Source organism: Streptomyces malaysiensis subsp. malaysiensis, assembly GCF_040653035.1.
GTDB classification, from domain to species: Bacteria; Actinomycetota; Actinomycetes; order Streptomycetales; family Streptomycetaceae; genus Streptomyces; species Streptomyces malaysiensis.
The window spans coordinates 253,083-271,468 of sequence record NZ_JBEZNG010000005.1; the positions used below are offsets into that span (position 1 = coordinate 253,083).

General features: G+C 72.8%; 14 protein-coding genes. 7 read left to right on the top strand and 7 right to left on the bottom strand.

What is annotated here, in order from left to right; translation table 11 throughout:
- Positions 1–64 precede the first annotated feature (64 nt).
- The gene (locus tag AB0E24_RS13050; protein WP_069861318.1) at positions 65–1,654 is read left to right on the top strand and encodes a protein kinase domain-containing protein; all 1,590 of its coding nucleotides are present in this window, start codon (positions 65–67) and stop codon (positions 1,652–1,654) included.
- 162 nt (positions 1,655–1,816) lie between these two features.
- On the opposite strand, the gene AB0E24_RS13055 is transcribed toward AB0E24_RS13050, so the two are convergent.
- Both AB0E24_RS13055 and AB0E24_RS13060 read right to left on the bottom strand, forming a co-directional pair.
- A complete protein-coding gene (locus AB0E24_RS13055) occupies positions 1,817–2,854 on the bottom strand; it encodes a phosphotransferase (protein WP_069861320.1) in 1,038 nt (345 codons plus the stop codon).
- A 786-nt stretch (positions 2,855–3,640) separates the two neighbouring features.
- The gene (locus AB0E24_RS13060) at positions 3,641–4,309 is read right to left on the bottom strand and encodes a response regulator (protein ID WP_069861322.1); all 669 of its coding nucleotides are present in this window, start codon (positions 4,307–4,309) and stop codon (positions 3,641–3,643) included.
- A gap of 322 nt (positions 4,310–4,631) precedes the next feature.
- Here AB0E24_RS13060 and pdhA point away from each other — a divergent pair, with 322 nt between their 5' ends.
- The 5 genes from pdhA (at position 4,632) to AB0E24_RS13085 (ending at position 10,320) form a co-directional block, all read left to right on the top strand.
- A complete protein-coding gene (pdhA, locus tag AB0E24_RS13065) occupies positions 4,632–5,798 on the top strand; it encodes a pyruvate dehydrogenase (acetyl-transferring) E1 component subunit alpha (RefSeq protein ID WP_347237127.1) in 1,167 nt (388 codons plus the stop codon).
- Between the two features lies 1 nt (position 5,799).
- Positions 5,800–6,780 (top strand): alpha-ketoacid dehydrogenase subunit beta, encoded by a 981-nt coding sequence (locus AB0E24_RS13070; protein ID WP_069861326.1) that lies wholly within the window; start codon positions 5,800–5,802, stop codon positions 6,778–6,780.
- 22 nt (positions 6,781–6,802) lie between these two features.
- Positions 6,803–8,230: a dihydrolipoamide acetyltransferase family protein gene (locus AB0E24_RS13075; protein ID WP_099014350.1), complete on the top strand. Its 1,428-nt coding sequence runs from the start codon at positions 6,803–6,805 to the stop codon at positions 8,228–8,230.
- A 138-nt stretch (positions 8,231–8,368) separates the two neighbouring features.
- Positions 8,369–9,028 carry a GntR family transcriptional regulator gene (locus AB0E24_RS13080; RefSeq protein ID WP_069861455.1) on the top strand — a complete coding sequence of 220 codons (660 nt, stop codon included), beginning with the start codon at positions 8,369–8,371 and terminating at the stop codon, positions 9,026–9,028.
- The gene (locus tag AB0E24_RS13085) at positions 9,025–10,320 is read left to right on the top strand and encodes an MFS transporter (protein WP_069861330.1); all 1,296 of its coding nucleotides are present in this window, start codon (positions 9,025–9,027) and stop codon (positions 10,318–10,320) included. Before AB0E24_RS13080 ends, AB0E24_RS13085 begins: the two co-directional genes overlap by 4 nt.
- Before the next feature lie 59 nt (positions 10,321–10,379).
- On the opposite strand, the gene AB0E24_RS13090 is transcribed toward AB0E24_RS13085, so the two are convergent.
- Positions 10,380–11,204, bottom strand: coding sequence for a maleylpyruvate isomerase family mycothiol-dependent enzyme (locus tag AB0E24_RS13090; RefSeq protein WP_069861332.1), 825 nt, complete (start codon positions 11,202–11,204; stop codon positions 10,380–10,382).
- A 244-nt stretch (positions 11,205–11,448) separates the two neighbouring features.
- Here AB0E24_RS13090 and AB0E24_RS13095 point away from each other — a divergent pair, with 244 nt between their 5' ends.
- A complete protein-coding gene (locus AB0E24_RS13095) occupies positions 11,449–13,275 on the top strand; it encodes an NHL domain-containing thioredoxin family protein (RefSeq protein WP_359376637.1) in 1,827 nt (608 codons plus the stop codon).
- A gap of 12 nt (positions 13,276–13,287) precedes the next feature.
- Here the strand turns inward: AB0E24_RS13095 and AB0E24_RS13100 are convergent, their stop codons facing one another.
- From AB0E24_RS13100 to AB0E24_RS13115, 4 genes are all read right to left on the bottom strand, one after another.
- Positions 13,288–14,028 carry a helix-turn-helix domain-containing protein gene (locus AB0E24_RS13100; RefSeq protein ID WP_359376639.1) on the bottom strand — a complete coding sequence of 247 codons (741 nt, stop codon included), beginning with the start codon at positions 14,026–14,028 and terminating at the stop codon, positions 13,288–13,290.
- Between the two features lie 232 nt (positions 14,029–14,260).
- A complete protein-coding gene (locus AB0E24_RS13105; RefSeq protein WP_359376642.1) occupies positions 14,261–15,247 on the bottom strand; it encodes an NlpC/P60 family protein in 987 nt (328 codons plus the stop codon).
- 340 nt (positions 15,248–15,587) lie between these two features.
- Positions 15,588–16,286, bottom strand: a complete 699-nt coding sequence (locus AB0E24_RS13110) for a DUF4232 domain-containing protein (protein ID WP_359376644.1) — start codon at positions 16,284–16,286, stop codon at positions 15,588–15,590.
- A 132-nt stretch (positions 16,287–16,418) separates the two neighbouring features.
- The gene (locus tag AB0E24_RS13115) at positions 16,419–18,386 is read right to left on the bottom strand and encodes an AfsR/SARP family transcriptional regulator (RefSeq protein WP_100806733.1); all 1,968 of its coding nucleotides are present in this window, start codon (positions 18,384–18,386) and stop codon (positions 16,419–16,421) included.

Here is an 18,386-nt window from a genome sequence, read left to right on the forward strand (position 1 = left end):
CGTACCGCCCGTGGGCGGGGCGATCTCGACCAGACCCCCACCGAGAACGAGACGGCGAGGACCGATGGCACAGACCCAGGGCGCCCAGGGGCCCTCCGAACCTGACGCCAGCGGACCCGGAATGCCGGACACGCCCGAGACGTGGGGTAATGGAGGACTTGTCGGCGATGGCCGATATCGGCTGACGAGTCGGCTCGGCCGCGGCGGCATGGCGGAGGTCTTCGCCGCCGAGGACCTCCGGCTCGGCCGGACGGTCGCGGTGAAGCTGCTCCGCGCCGACCTGGCCGAGGACCCGGTCTCCAAGGCCCGCTTCACCCGTGAGGCACAGTCCGTCGCCGGGCTGAACCACCACGCCGTGGTGGCGGTCTACGACTCCGGTGAGGACGTCGTCGGTCCGAACACCGTGCCGTACATCGTCATGGAGCTGGTCGAGGGCCGGACCATCCGCGATCTGCTGCTGAACGCCGAGGCGCCGCCGCCGGACCAGGCGCTGATCATCGTCTCCGGGGTGCTGGAGGCGCTGGCCTACAGCCATCAGCACGGCATCGTGCACCGTGACATCAAGCCCGCCAACGTGATCATCACCCACAGCGGTGCGGTCAAGGTGATGGACTTCGGCATCGCCCGCGCCCTGCACGGCGCGCAGTCCACCATGACCCAGACCGGCATGGTCATGGGCACGCCGCAGTACCTCTCGCCGGAGCAGGCCCTCGGCAAGGCCGTGGACCACCGCTCCGACCTGTACGCCACCGGATGTCTGCTCTACGAGCTGCTTGCGCTGCGCCCGCCGTTCACCGGGGAGACCCCGCTGTCGGTGGTCTACCAGCACGTCCAGGACACCCCGGTGCCCCCGTCTGAGACCTCAGGCACCGTGCCGCCGGAGCTGGACGGCCTGGTCATGCGCTCCCTCGCCAAGGACCCGGACGACCGGTTCCAGAGCGCCGAGGAAATGCGCGGAATGGTCCAGTACGCGCTCCAGATGCTCCATGAGGCGGGCGGCCACACCGGTGTCTGGAACACCGGCCCGGTCACCCAGCACCTGGGCGCCGCCACCCCCGCCATGGGCATGCCGGGCCTGTCCGGGGCCACCACCGCGCTGCCGCACCCGGGCCACGGCGAGACCTCCCAGCAGCCGATCGTCACCGGCCCCGGCGGCGGTGACGGCGGCTACCACGGCCGCGGCGGCGGCCGCCGTAAGGGCCGCGGCAGGATGTGGCTGATCGCGGTGCTCGCGGTGATCGCGGTCGCGGCGGGGGTCGCCTTCGCCCTCCAGGCCGGCAAGAAGGACGACGGGAAGCAGCCGGGCAAGCACCAGACGTCGGTCACCCAGGACGAGAAGACCAAGGAGCCGACCGACCGGCCGACCGATGAGTCGACCGACGATTCGGCCCCGACCGACGAGACCACCTCCGGGGGCACGGGCAGCGACTACACCCCGACCGAGGAGCCGACGCCGACGTACTCCGACAGGCCCACGGACCTGCCGACGGACTCGGAGACGGACCCGGGCACGAACGAGCCGACCGACGAGCAGACCACCCCGGGCGGCGACGAGCAGACCACCCCGCCGACGGACCCGGAGACCGACCCGGGTACCAGCGAGCCCACCGGTGGCACGGCGGGCGCCACGGACGGCGGCGGCCAGGCCCCCTGACGGCCCCGGGGGCGCCCCACGGCGCCCCCTCGGCCTCAGGCGTGACCGCTCGGCCTCAGGTGTAGGAGAAGGGCCCCTTCCCCCGGGAAGGCGGCCCTTCGGTCGTAGGAACGCCCGCTCCGGCCGCCGCGGGAACGCCCTCCCACGGTCACGGAAGCACCCTCACCCGCAGAAGGCGTCGCAGACCGCGTCGTACTCCCGGGTCCACCACACCACCAGCGCGGCGGCCGCCGGGAACTGCGGGTCGGCGCGCCGGTCCCCGAGCTGGTAGCGCCAGCGCAGCATCCAGAAGTCGTTGAGCCGCTCCCACCACACCCGGTGCACGGCCGCGGCCATCTCGGAGGTCCCGGCCCCCGCCGCGCAGCGGTACGCCCGTGCGTAGGACCGCACCTTGGCGAGCTCCAGGGTGCCGCCGGGCCGTACGAAGAAGATCGCGGCGGCCCGGACCGCCTCCTCGGCGCGCGGCTGCACCCCGAGTCGGTCCCAGTCGACGATGGCGGCCGGTTCCGTGTCGCGGTAGAGCAGGTTCAGTGGGTGGAAGTCGCCGTGCACCCAGCCGGCCACCGGGACGGCGTGGGCCTCCGGGCGGCGGTGGGCGTGCCGCTCCAGCAGCGTCCGCCGCTCGACCAGGCGGTGCTCGGCGAGTTCGTCGAAGGTGTCGCGGTCGCGGCGCCCCCGGATCAGCGCGAGCAGCTCGTCGATGACAGCGAAGGTGTCCTCGGGGACGGCCGCGTCCCCGGGCGGTCTGCGGTCGCCCGTACGGGCCCGCATGACGCGCTCCAGACAGGTGTGGACGAGCCCGAGCAGCCCGCCCAGCCGCCAGCACTGCGGGGCGGTCAGCTCACCGCCGTCGCGGTGCCGCCCGTCGATCCAGGGGTGTAACGCGTAGCAGCGGCCGCCGATCACGGCGACCGTACGGCCGTCGGCGTCCGGGACCGGCGGGGCGACGGGCACTCCGAGCGCCTCCAGCCGCTGGGTGACCCGGTGCTGGCGGGTAATGGCGGTGCGGTCGCCGTCGAGGTGGTGTTTGAGGAAGAACCGGCCGCGGGTGGTGGCGAGGCGGTAGCCCCGGTTGAGCAGTCCCTGGGTGAGCGGTTCGCAGGAGACGGCCTCACCGGCGGTGTCGTAGCGGCGGAGCAGGGCGCTCAGGGTTTCCCCGTCGGGAGCGGCTTCGGCGCAGTGTACAAGTGAGCGCGGCACCTGCCAGATGTTAGATCACCGGGCGGCGTCGTCAGTGCGCGCCGGGATGGGGGACGGTGCCCTGGGGCGCGGCCTGTTGACCGGGGTGGGGTCGGCGCGTGGTGGCGCCTGCGGCGGGCTGTTCCCCTCCCCGCCCCTTCCCGAAACCGGGGCTCCGCCCCAGCCCCCGGCTCCGGGGCTCCGCCCCGAGCCCCGATCTCGGGGCTGCGCCCCACGCCTCAGGCGCCGGTGCCGGGGTTGTGCCTCAGGCTCCAGGCCCGGATCTCGGGGCTGCGCCCCAGCTGCGGGCTCCGGGGCTCCGCCCTGAGCCCCGTTTTCGGGGCTGTGCCCCACGCCTCGGGCGCTGGTCCCCGGGGCTGTGCCTCAGGCCCCAGCCCTGGATCCGGGGTTCTGCCCCAGCTGCTGGCTCTGGGGTTCCGCCCCGAGTCCCGTTTTCGGGGCTGCACCCCGCACCCCAGGCGCCGGTGCCCGGGGCTGCGCCTCAGGCCCCAGGCCCGGTCTCGGGGTTCCGCCCCAGCCCCCGGCTCCGGGGTTCCGCCCCAGCCCCCGGCTCCGGGGCTCCGCCCCAGCCCCCGGGGGCCGAGGCGCAGCCGCTGTCGTGAGGCGGGGCCGGATGTTGGTGGCGTGGGGTGGGGATGGCGTCGGTGTGTGGTTTCGCCGCGTGGTTCGGCGGATCCCCTTAGCGCTCCCGGGGTGCGCCGGGCCTCTGCCCGTGGGGCTGGCGCTTCCGGTCCCGTTCCGTTTCCGCCCGGGTCGGCGTCTCCGGGCCCGCGCCGCCCGCCAGGGCTACCGTTTCTGGGCCTGTGTCGCCTGCATGCGGGCGACGTACGCCGCCGCCTGCGATCGGCGCTCCATGCCCAGTTTGGAGAGCAGGCTGGAGACGTAGTTCTTGATCGTCTTCTCGGCGAGGTGGAGCCGCTCGCCGATCGCCCGATTGGTGAGCCCCTCACCGATCAGCAGCAGGATCCGGCGCTCCTGCTCGGTGAGGCCGGCGAGCCGCTCATCCGCTTTGGGGGTGGTCTGGCCGCGCAGCCGCTCCAGCACCCGGGCGGTGGCCACCTGGTCGAGCAGCGACCGGCCGGCGGCCACGTCCCGGACGGCGGAGAGCAGTTCATCGCCGCGGATGTCCTTCATGACGTAGCCGGAGGCGCCCGCGATGATGGCGTCGAAGAGCGCCTCGTCATCGGCGAAGGAGGTGAGCATCATGCAGCGGACGCTCTCGTCGCGCGCGCGGATCTCCCGGCAGACCTCCACCCCGCTGCGGTCGGGCAGCCGGATGTCCAGGACGGCGACGTCCGGACGGGCGGCCGGGATCCGGGCCAGCGCGTCGGCTGCGGTGCCCGCCTCGCCGACCACCTCCAAGTCCGGCTCGCTCGCGAGCAGGTCCCGTACGCCGCGTCGTACGACTTCATGGTCGTCGACCAGGAAAATCCTTATTTTTCCCTCTTCGCGCACGGATCCAGTCTCACACACGAAGTCTTCCCGTGCCGTTGCCCACCGGGATAACGTGCGCTTGTCCGGCGGCCTGCGGGGCTGTGACCAGTGGAAGTTTCCCCACTCGCGCGATTTACTTGGAAATCCAAGCAAAATTGCAGGTCAGGTGGGGTTTCGCAGACATGCGACGCACTGGGTAACGTGCCTTGTGCAGGGCCAGCCGCCGGGAACCTGTCACGCCCGGTCATGCCTCGGCGCACCCACCCCGTGTGCCGCGACGGAACGGGCGAGCCGCAACTGGCCGCCGGCGGATCCCGGGGGCCGGACAGACGGAGGAGCACACGTGACCGTGGAGAGCACTGCCGCGCGCAAGCCGCGCCGCAGCGGAGCCAAGCGCAGCACCACAGCGCGGGACGCCAAGAAGCAGCCTGCGGGCCAGACCGAACTCGTACAGCTGCTGACCCCCGAGGGCGAGCGAGTCGAGCACCCCGAGTACGCCATCGACCTCACCCCGGAGGAGCTGCGCGGTCTGTACCGGGACATGGTGCTGACACGGCGGTTCGACGCCGAGGCGACCACCCTCCAGCGCCAGGGCGAACTGGGCCTGTGGGCGTCGCTGCTCGGCCAGGAGGCGGCGCAGATCGGCTCCGGCCGGGCGCTGAACGACGCCGACTACGTCTTCCCCACCTACCGCGAGCACGGTGTGGCCTGGTGCCGGGGCGTCGACCCGACCAATCTGCTCGGGATGTTCCGCGGGGTGAACCATGGCGGCTGGGACCCGAACAGCAACAACTTCCACCTGTACACCATCGTGATCGGCTCGCAGACGCTGCACGCGACCGGCTACGCGATGGGCGTGGCCAAGGACGGCGCGGACGCCGCGGTCCTGGCCTACTTCGGCGACGGCGCCTCCAGCCAGGGCGATGTCGCCGAATCGTTCACCTTCTCCGCGGTCTACAACGCCCCGGTCGTCTTCTTCTGCCAGAACAACCAGTGGGCCATCTCCGAGCCCACCGAGAAGCAGACCCGGGTCCCGCTCTACCAGCGCGCCCAGGGCTTCGGCTTCCCCGGGGTGCGGGTGGACGGCAATGACGTGCTCGCGTGTCTGGCCGTCACCAAGGCCGCGCTGGAGCGGGCGCGCACCGGCCAGGGCCCGATGCTCATCGAGGCGTTCACCTACCGCATGGGCGCGCACACCACCTCCGACGACCCGACGCGCTACCGCTCCCCCGAGGAGCGGGAGCTGTGGGAGACGAAGGACCCGATCCTGCGGCTGCGCACCCTGCTGACCCGCGAGGGCCTGGCCGACGACGCGTACTTCGCCGGGCTCGAGGAGGAGAGCGACGCGCTGGCCAAGCGGGTCCGGGACGCGGTGCGGGCCATGCCGGACCCCGATGACATGGCGATGTTCGAGCACATCTACGCCGATGGGCACGCACTGGTCGACGAGGAGCGGGCGCAGTTCGCCGAGTACCAGGCTTCGTTCATCACCGCCGAGGAAGGCATCTGACATGGCCGCCGAGAAGATGTCGCTCTCCAAGGCGATCAACGCGTCCCTTCGCACCGCCCTCGAGTCCGACCCCAAGGTGCTGATCATGGGCGAGGACGTCGGCAAGCTGGGGGGCGTCTTCCGCGTCACCGACGGGCTCCAGAAGGACTTCGGCGAGGACCGGGTCATCGACACCCCGCTCGCCGAGTCCGGCATCGTGGGCACCGCGATCGGGCTCGCGCTGCGCGGCTACCGCCCGGTGGTGGAGATCCAGTTCGACGGTTTCGTCTTTCCCGCCTACGACCAGATCGTCACCCAGCTCGCCAAGATGCACGCACGCTCGCTCGGCAAGGTCAAGATGCCGGTCGTCGTCCGTATTCCGTACGGCGGCGGCATCGGCGCGGTGGAGCACCACAGCGAGTCGCCGGAGGCGCTGTTCGCGCATGTGGCGGGGTTGAAGGTGGTCTCGCCCGCCAACGCCTCCGACGCCTACTGGATGCTCCAGCAGGCCATCGGCAGCGATGACCCGGTGATCTACTTCGAGCCCAAGCGCCGCTACCACGACAAGTCCGAGGTCGACACCGCCGCGATCCCCGGGCCGCTGCACACCGCCCGGGTGGCGCGGCCGGGGACCGACCTGACGCTCGCGGCCTATGGCCCTATGGTGAAGGTCGCCCTGGACGCCGCCGCGGCCGCCGCCGAGGAGGGCAAGTCGATCGAGGTCGTGGACCTGCGGTCGATGTCGCCCATCGACTTCGACACCGTTCAGCGGTCCGTGGAGCGGACGGGACGGCTGGTCGTCGTCCACGAGGCGCCGGTGTTCCTGGGCACCGGTGCGGAGATCGCCGCACGCATCACCGAGAGGTGCTTCTATCACCTTCAGGCCCCGGTGCTGCGGGTCGGTGGTTTCCACTCGCCGTACCCGCCGTCACGGCTCGAGGACGAGTACCTTCCTGGGCTGGACCGGGTGCTCGACGCCGTAGACCGTGCGTTGGCGTACTGAAGGGCTTGAGGAGATCGTGACGATGACCGCAGTCGAACAGCGCTTCCGTGAGTTCAAGATGCCCGATGTGGGCGAGGGGCTGACCGAGGCCGAGATCCTCAAGTGGTTCGTGGCGCCGGGCGACACCGTGACCGACGGTCAGGTGGTGTGCGAGGTCGAGACCGCCAAGGCCGCCGTCGAGCTGCCCATTCCCTTCGACGGCGTGGTGCACGAGCTGCGCTTCGACGAGGGCACCACCGTGGATGTGGGCACACCGATCATCTCGGTGGACACCGACCCCGGAGCGGGGGAGGCGGCGCCCCAGGCCGCTCCTGCCGCCGGTGAGGCCGTTGCCGAGGCGCCCGCCGCCGCGCCCGAGTCCGAGGAGAAGGAGGGCCGCCAGGCCAATCTGGTCGGCTACGGGGCGGCGCCCGCCTCCACCAAGCGCCGTCCGCGCAAGCCGCTGCCCAGCGCGCAGCGGTCCGCGCCCACCCCCTCCGCCGCGGCGCCCGCGCCCCAGGCGCCCGCTCCCGCCCCCGCTCCCGCGCGCCCCGAGGCCGCGCCCGAGCTGAACGGCAGCGGACGGCCCGCGCGGCCGCTGGCCAAGCCCCCGGTCCGCAAGCTGGCCAAGGACCTGGGCATCGACCTGGAGACGGTCACCCCGAGCGGGGCGGACGGGATCATCACCCGCGAGGACGTCCACGCGGCCGCCGAGGCCGTCCAGGCGGCCCGGGAGACGCCCGTGGCGGCTCCGGCGACCGCCCCCCAGGGCCGGGAGCGCCGGGTGCCCGTGAAGGGCGTACGGAAGGCCACCGCGCAGGCGATGGTCAACAGTGCCTTCACCGCGCCGCACGTCACCGAGTTCGTGACGGTCGACGTGACCCGCACGATGAAGCTCGTCTCCGAGCTCAAGCAGGACCCGGAGCTGGCCGGGCTGCGGGTCAATCCGCTGCTGCTGGTCGCCAAGGCCCTGCTGGTGGCCATCCGGCGCAACCCGGACATCAACGCCACCTGGGACGAGGGCAACCAGGAGATCGTCTACAAGGACTACGTCAATCTGGGCATCGCGGCGGCCACACCGCGCGGGCTGATCGTCCCCAACATCAAGGACGCCGACGCCAAGACCCTGCCCGAACTGGCGTCCGCCCTGGGCGAACTGGTCGGCACCGCCCGTGAGGGCAGGACCAGCCCGGCCGAGATGTCCGGCGGCACGATCACCATCACCAACGTCGGTGTCTTCGGCATCGACGCGGGCACCCCGATCATCAACCCCGGTGAGTCGGCGATCCTCGCCTTCGGCGCGGTCAAGCTCCAGCCGTGGGTCCACAAGGGCGAGGTCAAGCCGCGCCAGGTGACCACGCTGGCGCTCTCCTTCGACCACCGGCTGGTCGACGGCGAGCTGGGCTCCAAGGTGCTCGCGGACGTCGCCGCCGTTCTGGAACGCCCCAAGCGGCTGATCACCTGGGCTTGATCGCCCGGACGCGGTCCCGTGAGCCGGATCACGTGGGCCTGATCCCGGGGGCCTGATCACCCTCTGACACTCATCCCCCGTCCGCATGGCGGACGGGGGATGAGTGCGCATGCATCTTGTATCTATGATGTGCGCATCATGAGTCCCGCCGATACGGCCACCAAGCCGCCCCCTGCCGCCGAACGCGTCTACCACCACGTCAAACAAGCCGTCCTCGGCCGCCGCTACGAGGGCGGCACACTGCTGAGCGAGGGCGAACTCGCGGACGCCGTCGGGGTCTCCCGCACGCCCGTCCGGGAGGCCCTGCTGCGCCTGGAGGCCGAGGGGCTGCTGAAGCTCTATCCGAAGAAGGGCGCCCTGGTGCTGCCCGTCTCCTCCCAGGAGATCGCGGACGTGGTCGAGACCCGGCTGCTGGTGGAGCAGCACGCGGTCGCCAAGGTCGTCCCGGCCGGGGGGCGGCTGCTGGCCCGGCTCGAGGAGCTGCTGGAGGAGCAGCGGATGCACGCCGCGGCCGGGGACCTGGCCGCCTTCGCGGCAGCCGACCGCTGCTTCCACGCGGAGATCGTCCGAGCGGCCGGAAACGCCATCCTGGCGCAGCTCTACGACCAGCTGAGGGACCGCCAGCTGCGGATGGGCGTGGCCACCATGCACGCCGAGCCCGACCGCATCGCCAAGAACATCACCGAGCACACCGAGATCCTCCAGGCCCTGCGCGCCGGCGACGCCGCCTTCGCGTCCGGGCTGGTGCAGCGCCACATCAGCTGGGTGAACAACCTCGCCCGGGGTGAGGTGCGATGACCTCGGCCCAGTTGCCCGGGGATCCGCCCGGCGGCCGTCGTGCCGTCGCCGTATGGGGCCTGGGCGTCGCCGTCTACTTCGTCGCCATCACCTATCGCACCAGCCTCGGTGTCGCCGGTATCGACGCCGCCGAGCGCTTCCACATCAACTCCTCGGCGCTGTCCACCTTCTCCATCCTCCAGGTGCTGGTCTACGCCGGGATGCAGATACCGGTCGGGCTCATGGTCGACCGTCTCGGCACCCGTAAGGTGCTCATGCTCGGCGTACTGCTCTTCACCCTGGGGCAGTTCGGCTTCGCGCTCTCCCACTCCTACGGCATGGCCCTGGCCTCCCGGGCGCTGCTCGGCTGCGGTGACGCGATGACCTTCATCAGCGTGCTGCGGCTCGGCTCGCGCTGGTTCCCGGCCCGCCGGGGGCCGCTCATCGCCCAGGTCGCCGCGCTCTTCGGCATGGCGGGCAACCTGATCTCCACGCTGGTGATCGCCCGCGCGCTGCACGACGCCGGCTGGACCACGACCTTCGCGGGCAGCGCGCTCGGCGGTGTGGTCGTCTTCGTCCTGGTGCTGCTCTTCCTCAAGGACCACCCGAAGGGCTTCGAGCCCGCGCCCGTCACCCATATGGGCGCCGACTACGTCCGCCGGCAGATCGCGGACGCCTGGCGCGAGCCCGGCACCCGGCTCGGCATGTGGGTGCACTTCACCACCCAGTTCCCGGCGATGGTCTTCCTGCTGCTGTGGGGGATGCCGTTCCTGGTCGAGGCGGAGGGGCTGTCCCGGGCGACCGCGGGTCAGCTGCTGACCCTCGTGGTGCTGTCCAACATGGCGGTCGGTCTGGTCTACGGGCAGGTCATCGCCCGGCACCACGCCGCCCGCGGCCCGCTGGCCCTCGGTACGGTCGGCGCCACCGCGCTGCTGTGGGGCACCGTGCTGCTCTGGCCGTCCGCCCACGCGCCGATGTGGCTGCTGGTGGTCCTGTGCGTGGTGCTCGGCGCCTGCGGGCCAGCGTCGATGATCGGCTTCGACTTCGCCCGGCCCGCCAACCCGCCCGAGCGGATCGGCACCGCCTCCGGGATCGTCAACATGGGCGGTTTCACGGCCTCGATGACCACACTGCTGGCCGTCGGCGTACTGCTGGACCTGACGGGTGAGAACTTCCGGATCGCGTTCGCCTCGGTGTTCGTGCTCCAGGCGCTCGGCGTCGTTCAGATCCTGCGGCTGCGCGGACGGGCGCACCGCCGCGAGCGCGAGCGCGTGGTGGCGAGCCGCGTCGAGGCGGTGCACGTACCGGCGTGACCCCCGGGGGCGTCACGGCATGGCCCTCCAGGGCCGTTACGCCGTGGCCCCCGAGGGGCTTACTGCGTGATCGCGAAATGTCCGAGAATCGCCTCGGCCAGCTGCTGGTCGCCCTCGATCTTCAGCCGCCCCGAGACCGCCTCGGGCCGCACCCGCCCACAGGCCAGCCGGACGTAGGTCTCCCAGTCCAGGGTGACGGTGACCGTCGGCCCGAGCGAGACGCTGCCGTCGATGGTGCCTCTGCCGTCGGGGCCGACCCGGACCGTCCGCATGAACTCCATCGGGCCGTGCACATCGAAGACGACGGCCGACTGGGGCGCCGCGCCCGCGTCCTTGGCGACCACCTTCGGCAGCGCGGACAGCAGCAGGTCACGGGTGATCGAGGCGCCCGGCGAGTCCAGGTTGCCGGGCTTGTTCAGGGCCCGGCGCAGATCCTGCTCATGCACCCAGGCGTCGAAGGCCCGCCGCGTCAGGGCCTCCCCCAGCGTCACCTCGGTGCCACCGGGCCATCGCACCATGGTCTCCGGGGAGCGCTTCTCGTTCCGCAGCTGACGGCCCCGCCGGATGATGGTGTACTCCAGCTCGGAGGTCATCTCGGGCGCGGTGTGGCAGCGCCGGACGTCGACCTGTACCTCCATGTAACGCGACAGCTCGTTGGTGACGTGGTAGAGGTCGCGCGGCAGGCTGTGGATGGGGCGGGGATCGCCGAGCATCTCGCATTCAAGTCCGATTACATGAGAAACGACGTCCCGCACCGACCATCCCGGGCACTCGGTGGGGCGGTTCCACTCGCTCTCCGCTAGCGGGTTGACCAACTCCGTTATCGCGTCGATGGAGTGGGTCCAGGCATCGATGGAGGTCTGAAGGCTGGGATGGACGGTCACGGGACCCCTCGGGCGGTTGGTGCGCGGGCTGGGTGCTGGTGTGTGCGTTCAAGTTACGCTGCCCACGAGCGCACGGGCAGTGCTTTCGGGTCTGATCGTAGGCCCGGTTAGGCGGCTGACGGCCTGCCCGCGATGGTAGTGTGCGCCCGCCCCGCCCTTATCTCCGGGCAGACCCGTGCACAACGGGCGAATGCCCTCGGGGGGTGGGGGAATGGCGCGACCGGGACTGCTGTTTCATGGTGATATGGCTTCACGTGCACGCGTCCGCGCCCCCGAGCTGATCGGCCGGGGCGGCTGGCTCAATACCGGCGGTAACGACCTCACCCTCGCCGATCTGCGAGGCCGCATCGTCATTCTCGACTTCTGGACGTTCTGCTGTGTGAACTGCCTGCATGTCCTGGACGAGCTGCGCGAGCTGGAGGAGAAGCACCGCGACACCGTGGTGATCGTCGGGGTGCACTCGCCCAAGTTCGTCCACGAGGCCGAGCACCAGGCGGTCGTGGACGCCGTCGAGCGCTACGAGGTGCACCACCCGGTCCTCGACGACCCCGAGCTGGCCACCTGGAAGCAGTACGCGGTACGGGCCTGGCCCACCCTCGTGGTCATCGACCCCGAGGGCTATGTGGTCGCCCAGCACGCGGGCGAGGGCCACGCCCACGCCCTGGAGACCCTCGTGGCGCGGCTGGAGGCCGACCACGCCGCCAAGGGCACCCTGCGGCGCGGCGACGGCCCGTACGTGCCACCGGAGCCGGTCCCCACCGAACTGCGCTTCCCCGGTAAGGCGCTGCGGCTGCCCGGCGGCACCTTCCTCGTCTCCGACACCACCCGCCATCAGCTGGTGGAGCTCGCGGCGGACGGCGAGAGCGTGGTGCGCCGGATCGGCGGGGGCGAGCGCGGCCTCCACGACGGCCCGAGCGAGCGGGCCCGCTTCAGCGAGCCCCAGGGACTCGCCCCGCTCCCCGACGGCACCGTGGCCGTCGCCGACACCGTGAACCACGCGCTGCGCCGCTTCGACCCCGCCACCGGCGAGGTCACCACGCTCGCCGGGACCGGCCGCCAGTGGTGGCAGGGGTCGCCCACCGAGGGGCCCGCCCGCGAGGTCGACCTGTCCTCCCCCTGGGACCTGGCCTGGTTCGCCGGCCGGCTGTGGATCGCCATGGCGGGCGTCCACCAGCTGTGGACCTACGACCCGGAGGCCGGGACCGTACGGGCCGCCGCCGGGACCACCAACGAGGGCCTGGTCGACGGCCCCGCCGAGCAGGCGTGGTTCGCCCAGCCCTCCGGGCTCGCCGCGGCCGGGGACCGGCTGTGGGTCGCGGACTCCGAGACCTCCGCGGTGCGCTATGTGGAGCGCGACCCTCAGGGGGCTGCCGACGGCTTCGTGGTCCGTACCGCCGTCGGCACCGGGCTCTTCGACTTCGGTCACCGGGACGGCGCGGCCGATCAGGCGCTGCTCCAGCATCCGCTGGGCGTCACCGCGCTACCGGACGGCTCGGTGGCCATCTCGGACACCTACAACCACGCGCTGCGCCGCTACGACCCGGCCACCGGCGAGGTCTCCACGCTCGCCACCGATCTGCGCGAGCCCTCCGGCGCGGTCCTGGCCGACGGGGACATCGTCGTGGTGGAGTCCGCCCGGCACCGGCTGACCCGGCTGCGGCTGCCGGAGGAGGCCGTAAGGGTCGAGTCGGTGGCCCACCGCACCCAGCGCGCCGCGACCGACATCGCCCCGGGGACGCTCCGGCTCGACGTGGTCTTCCAGGCGCCCGATGGCCAGAAGCTGGACACCCGCTACGGCCCCTCCACCCGGCTGCTGATCAGCTCCACCCCGCCCGAGCTGCTGGCCGGGGGCGACGGCGCGGGCACGGATCTGAGCCGTGAGCTCGTCCTTACGGCGGGCGTGACCGAGGGCGTGCTGCATGTCTCGGCCATGGCCGCCTCCTGTGACGGCGACCCTTCCAACGAGTACCCGGCCTGCCATATGCACCAGCAGGACTGGGGCGTCCCGGTGCGCGTCACCGAGGGCGGCGCGACCCGGCTGCCACTGGTGCTCGCCGGAATGGACGGCTGAGACGACCGGCGGTCAGTCGGGGCAGTTGGGCAGCGTGGAGTACTGCACCTGGTCCTGGCGGATGCGGATGCCCGGTACCCACATCCGCTTGCCGTCCTTGGAGACGCGGAACCACATGCTGCTGTGTCCGCCCGCCTCGTCGGTCACCGTGACGCCGTTGGCGATGCGGCAGTCGGCGTGCAGCACGTCGTCGTGCCAGGCCCGGCCCACGATGTTCGACGGGCGGTAGGCCACGTACGGATCCTCGGCCAGGCCCAGGGAGCATTCACGGACGCGTTTGTGCCGGCAGGACTGCTCGGCGTTGTAGACGGTGATCCGGGCGTCGCCCAGGGGCGAGGAGCCCGCCGCGCCGCCCGTGGACCCGTCGTCGCCGGAGGACTGTAAGGCGATGACACCGGCCGTGGCCCCGGCGATGACGACGACCGTGCCCGCGGCCGCGAGCGCCAGCCGCGTCCGGCGCCGGGACGGCCGGTCCCGCGGGGGCTCCCCCGGGGGCGGCGGGGCGGTCGCCCCGGGCCGCTCCGGCACCGTTCCGCCGGGGGCTGCCGCGGCGGCCTCGGCCTCGGTGGCCCGGTGCAGCAGGGTCACCAGTTCGGGCAGCCGGTCCTCGGCGGTGAAGGAGAGCTTGCCCCACTGGATCAGGAGCCGCTCGTCGGGGAGGCTCTGGCCGCGCAGATAGCGGGAGAGGGAGGAGCGGCTCGCCGGCAGCCGCCCCTCCAGTTCCTTCAGGCTGAGTCCCAGTTCGCCGTGCATCCGGCGCAGTGCGGTGACGAATTCCCGTACCGGGCCGGAGAGTTCCTCGGGAAGCGGGGCGAGTGGCTTTCGTCGTGGGTTCTCTGGGCGATTCGGTAGCGCTGGCACATACACCATTGCAGCACGAGGATCATGAACATGCCGAGCGACACGTCCACACCCCCGAGAGCGGCACGTCCACACCCCCGAGGTGGACGTGCCGCTCGTTATGGGAACCGGACCGCCGGACGCGTCAGTCCGTGAACTTCAGCGGCCGGTAGGGCTTGTACTCGCTGCCCGGCTCCAGTCCATAGCGGCGGGTCGTGTGATCCGTCCCGAAGTCGCCGCGCTGCTCGTAGGAGGTGTACGAGGTGTGGCCGGCGTCGTTCCACTTCTCGAACATCACGACATGCCGGGTGTTGTTGTCACCGGAGGCGTCGATCAGCAGATCCCCGGGCCGCAGGTCGCCCAGGGCGATCGGCTTGGTGATGCTGGAACTGGTGAGGCCCACGGTGTTGGTGCCGGGCGCCCGCAGGCCCAGCGCCATGGAGACATAGCCCGAGCAGTCCTGGCGGTAGCCGTCCTTCCAGACCTTGGCCTGGCTATAGGGCACCCGGCCGCCGTTGTCGGCGGTCAGCCAGGTGGCGGCCCGCTGGAGCGCCTCGGCGCGGGTGCCGCCGGTCTGCGGCGGCTTCGGCGGCTCACCGCCGCCGTTCTGCACCGGGACCCCGGGCAGGGAGTCCTCCGGGATGTCCACCGCGACCACGGACACGAAGCCGCCCACCGGCCCGGTGATATGGGCCATGTAGGTCGAGCAGGCGCCGTCCTCGCAGACCTTGTTGCCGGTGTTGACCTGGTAGTCGGCGGTGATGCGGTCCTGGCCAGGGGCGGTCTTGTTGAGCATGCCGACGGACGGGGAGTTGGTGTCGGCGCTCTGGTGGACCACCCAGCGGGTGCCCCAGGTGGGGAAGTCGGCGGTAGCCGTGGCCTTGGTGCCGAACTCCCCCGTGGTGGTCTTCAGCTCGAGCGCGGAGTCCCCGCCCTTGGCCTTGGTGTCGCGGCTCGTCACGCTCTTCTCGGCGACCTTCCCGCCCTTCCCCGCCTTGGCGTCGTGGCCCGCCGTGTCGTCCCCGCCGGAGCAGCCCACGAGCCCGGTGGCGCCGATGCCCGCCGCGGCGACCGCGGGGAGCACCTTGCGCAGGAGGGTCCGGCGTCGGCTCGCGCTGATGGAGTGCGTCATGTCTTCCCCCTTGTGAGGGCGCCGACGGGCGTCGGCGCCGCTCGGTCGAGGCCGCGGCGTCCGTCCGCCGCGGCGACGGAAACCACTGTGGGCCGCGGCGCGGGGGATTTCGGGCGCCGAGCCGTCCTCTGGGACGTCCCATCCGGGCACACCCCTGACGACCTGCCAAGACGCCTACGGAATGGGCCAGGAGCGGGACGGGAACGGCCGCGCCGTGAGACATGACGAGACGGCCCCCGCCGGAGCGGGGGCCGTCCGGGGCAGGTAACCGGGGGGAGTCGGCTACCTGTCCGGCTGAGGGGCTCGGGGCCGAGCGGTCACCGGAGCGGAGGGTGAGGGGTCACCAGAGCAGGGCGTCGGACGCGTCGCTCTGCCAGTAGCCGACCTCCGCCCCGTCGCCGATCTCCACCGAGTCGCCGGGGAGGTCCACTGCGCGGCGGCTGTCCTCGCCGGGGAGGGAGACAGTCAGCCCGGTGGCCTTGTGGGTGTCGGCTGCCGGGGCGCCCGCCGTGGAGGTGGTGAGGCCCGCGTAGCCGCTCTCGCCGGGCGCCAGCGTGACGACCGCCTGGGGCCGGGTGTCCGCGGCCTCCGGCACGGCCGACCGCGCGTCGTCGAACCGCGCCAGGGGGAAGCCGGTGAGACGGCAGGTCACCCCGGACTGGTTGGTGATCTCCAGCAGCAGATGGTTGGCCGGCCGGGGGACGGAGGTGACGCCCACCGACATCGTGTCGAGACGGCAGGCGCCGGCGTTCTCCTCGGTGCCGCTCTCGGCCCGCAGCCCGCCCTGGGCCCCGGCGTCGGCCCCGCCCGCCACCGTCCCCCGCGCGGCCTGCCGGGTGTCGTCGGGCTGCCCGCCGAGGTCGTCCTCGTGCACGGCGGGGAGGGCCACGCTGTCCGCCGCGCCGGCCGTCTTCACGCCCGACGCGTCGGCGGTGCCGCACGCCGCGAGGGTGATGCCCGCGGCGACGACCGTCAATCCGGCCGCCACCGAGCGCAGCGTGCCGGCGCGGTGGGCGAGGCGAGCGGTGGTGAGCGGCATGGCGGGTCTCCCCTCAGCGGGTGTGCTGGCGTCTTCCGGTACGGCTCAAGCCTGTCCGGACCCGCTGCCGTTCGGCTGGTGCACGGCTGCCGCCGGCTAACGCCTCGCTAACGCCCCGCTGTTCACCCCTGCTCAGCCCCCCTGTGACGGATCGCCTGAGGCACCGCCGGACGCCCCGCCGGGGGTGTTGCCGCGTCCGCTCTCGTCGCCCTGGGCGAAGAGCTTCACCAGGTCGCTCATGACGTAGCGGTTGGTGGCCTCCTCGTCCAGCAGGTGCATCTCCGCCAGCCGCTCCAGGGAGTCCTGGATCAGCTCGGGGTCCGCCCCCGACAGCGCGGCCGCCTCCGCGGTGTTGACCTCCCGCGCGAAACCGGCGCCCAGGGCCCGCAGCAGCTGTGCGTCGTCCGCCGAGAGCCGGGCCACCGAGTTGCGCAGCGCGGCGGCCACTCCGGTGTCCTCCGCCGACAGCAGCGCCAGCCGGCGCCGCTCGTCGCGCAGCGCGGTGGCCAGCCGGGCCAGCCGCCAGCGCGGCCGGGCCATCAGCTGGGCGGAGGCGGCGCGCAGCGCCAGCGGCAGCCCGTCGCACAGCGCCACCAGCTCCCGTGCGGCCTCCGGGTCCTCGGCGACCCGGGCGGGCCCCAGCAGCCCGCCCAGCAGGGCCACCCCGTCCTCGGGGCCGAGGGCGTGCAGCCGTACGGGGCGGGCGGCGTCGGTGGCGATCAGCCCGTCCAGCCTGCTGCGGCTGGTGACCAGCGTGGCGCAGTGGGGTCCGCCGGGCAGCAGCGGGCGCACCTGGGCGGAGCTGCCCGCGTTGTCCAGCACCACCAGCAGCCGGCGGCGGGCCGCCAGCGAGCGGTACAGCGCGGAGGCGGCCTCGGGGGAGGTGGGGATCTGCTCGGCGGGAGTGCCCAGGGCGAGCAGGAAGTCGCGCAGCACCTCGGCGGGCACCACCGCCTCGCCGCCGCTGAAGCCGCGCAGATCCGCGAAGAGCCGTCCGTCGGGGAAGGCGGCGGCGTGGACGTGGCCCCAGTGGACCGCCAGACCGGTCTTGCCGACCCCGGCGGGCCCGCTGAGCAGTGCGATACCGCCCTCCTGGGGGTAGCTGCCGGAGCCGCCCTGCGCCGGTTCCGCGGTGCCCAGGGCCAGCCGGGTCAGCTCGGCCAGCTCCGCGCCCCGGCCGTGGAAGCCCGCCGGGGGCCGGGGGAGCAGCTCGGGCACGGGCGCGGGCGCCGAGGCGGCCGCGGACAGCGGATGCGACGGGGCCGACGCCACCGGCTGGGCGCCCGGCTGCCCCGCGGGGCCCGGCGCTCCGGCGGCCTCGGCGCCGCCGCGCGGCCCGTCCGCCGCGGGGGCCGCCCGCAGGATCTCCTGATAGGCGGCGCTCAGCCGCTGGCCCGGGTCGACGCCCAGGTCGTCGTCGAGCAGCTGCCGGGTGCGGTGGAACCAGGCGATCGCGTCGGACTGCCGCCCGGAGCGGTACAGCGCCAGCATCAGGGCGGCGATCAGCCCCTCGCGCAGCGGGTTGGCGACGGCGGCGGGGTGCAGGGCGCGCACCGCCTGCTCATGTTCGCCCAGCGCCTCGTGCGCCCGCGCCAGGGCCTCCACGGCGCTCAGCCGCCGCTCCTCCAGGGCGTGCGCGGCGGCCGCGAACGGCGGGCTGGCCACGGTCCCGGTGAGCGCGGGGCCGCGCCACAGGCCGAGCGCCTGGCGGAGCAGCTGGACGGCCTCGCCGGGGGCGGACTCCGGGCTGGCCTGGGCGGTCAGCTGGTCGAAGCGCTGGGTGTCGATCAGGGCGTCGGGGATGCGCAGCAGATAGGCGGAGCTGTGGGTGGTCAGCTCGACGCCGTGGTCCTCGGCGCCGCCCTCGGCCAGGGCGGCACGGAGCCGGGAGACATGGCCCTGGATGACGGTGCGGGCGTGGGCGGGCGGCTCGTCCTCCCACAGGCTGGATATCAACTGCTCCACGGACACCGTCGCGTTGGGCCGCAGCAGCAGCATCGCCAGCACGCTGCGCCGTTTGGCGGGCCCCAGTGGAAGCTCGACGGATGCTGCCGGCGGCCCCGCGGTGACGGTCACCGGGCCCAGCAGGGAGAAGTCCAA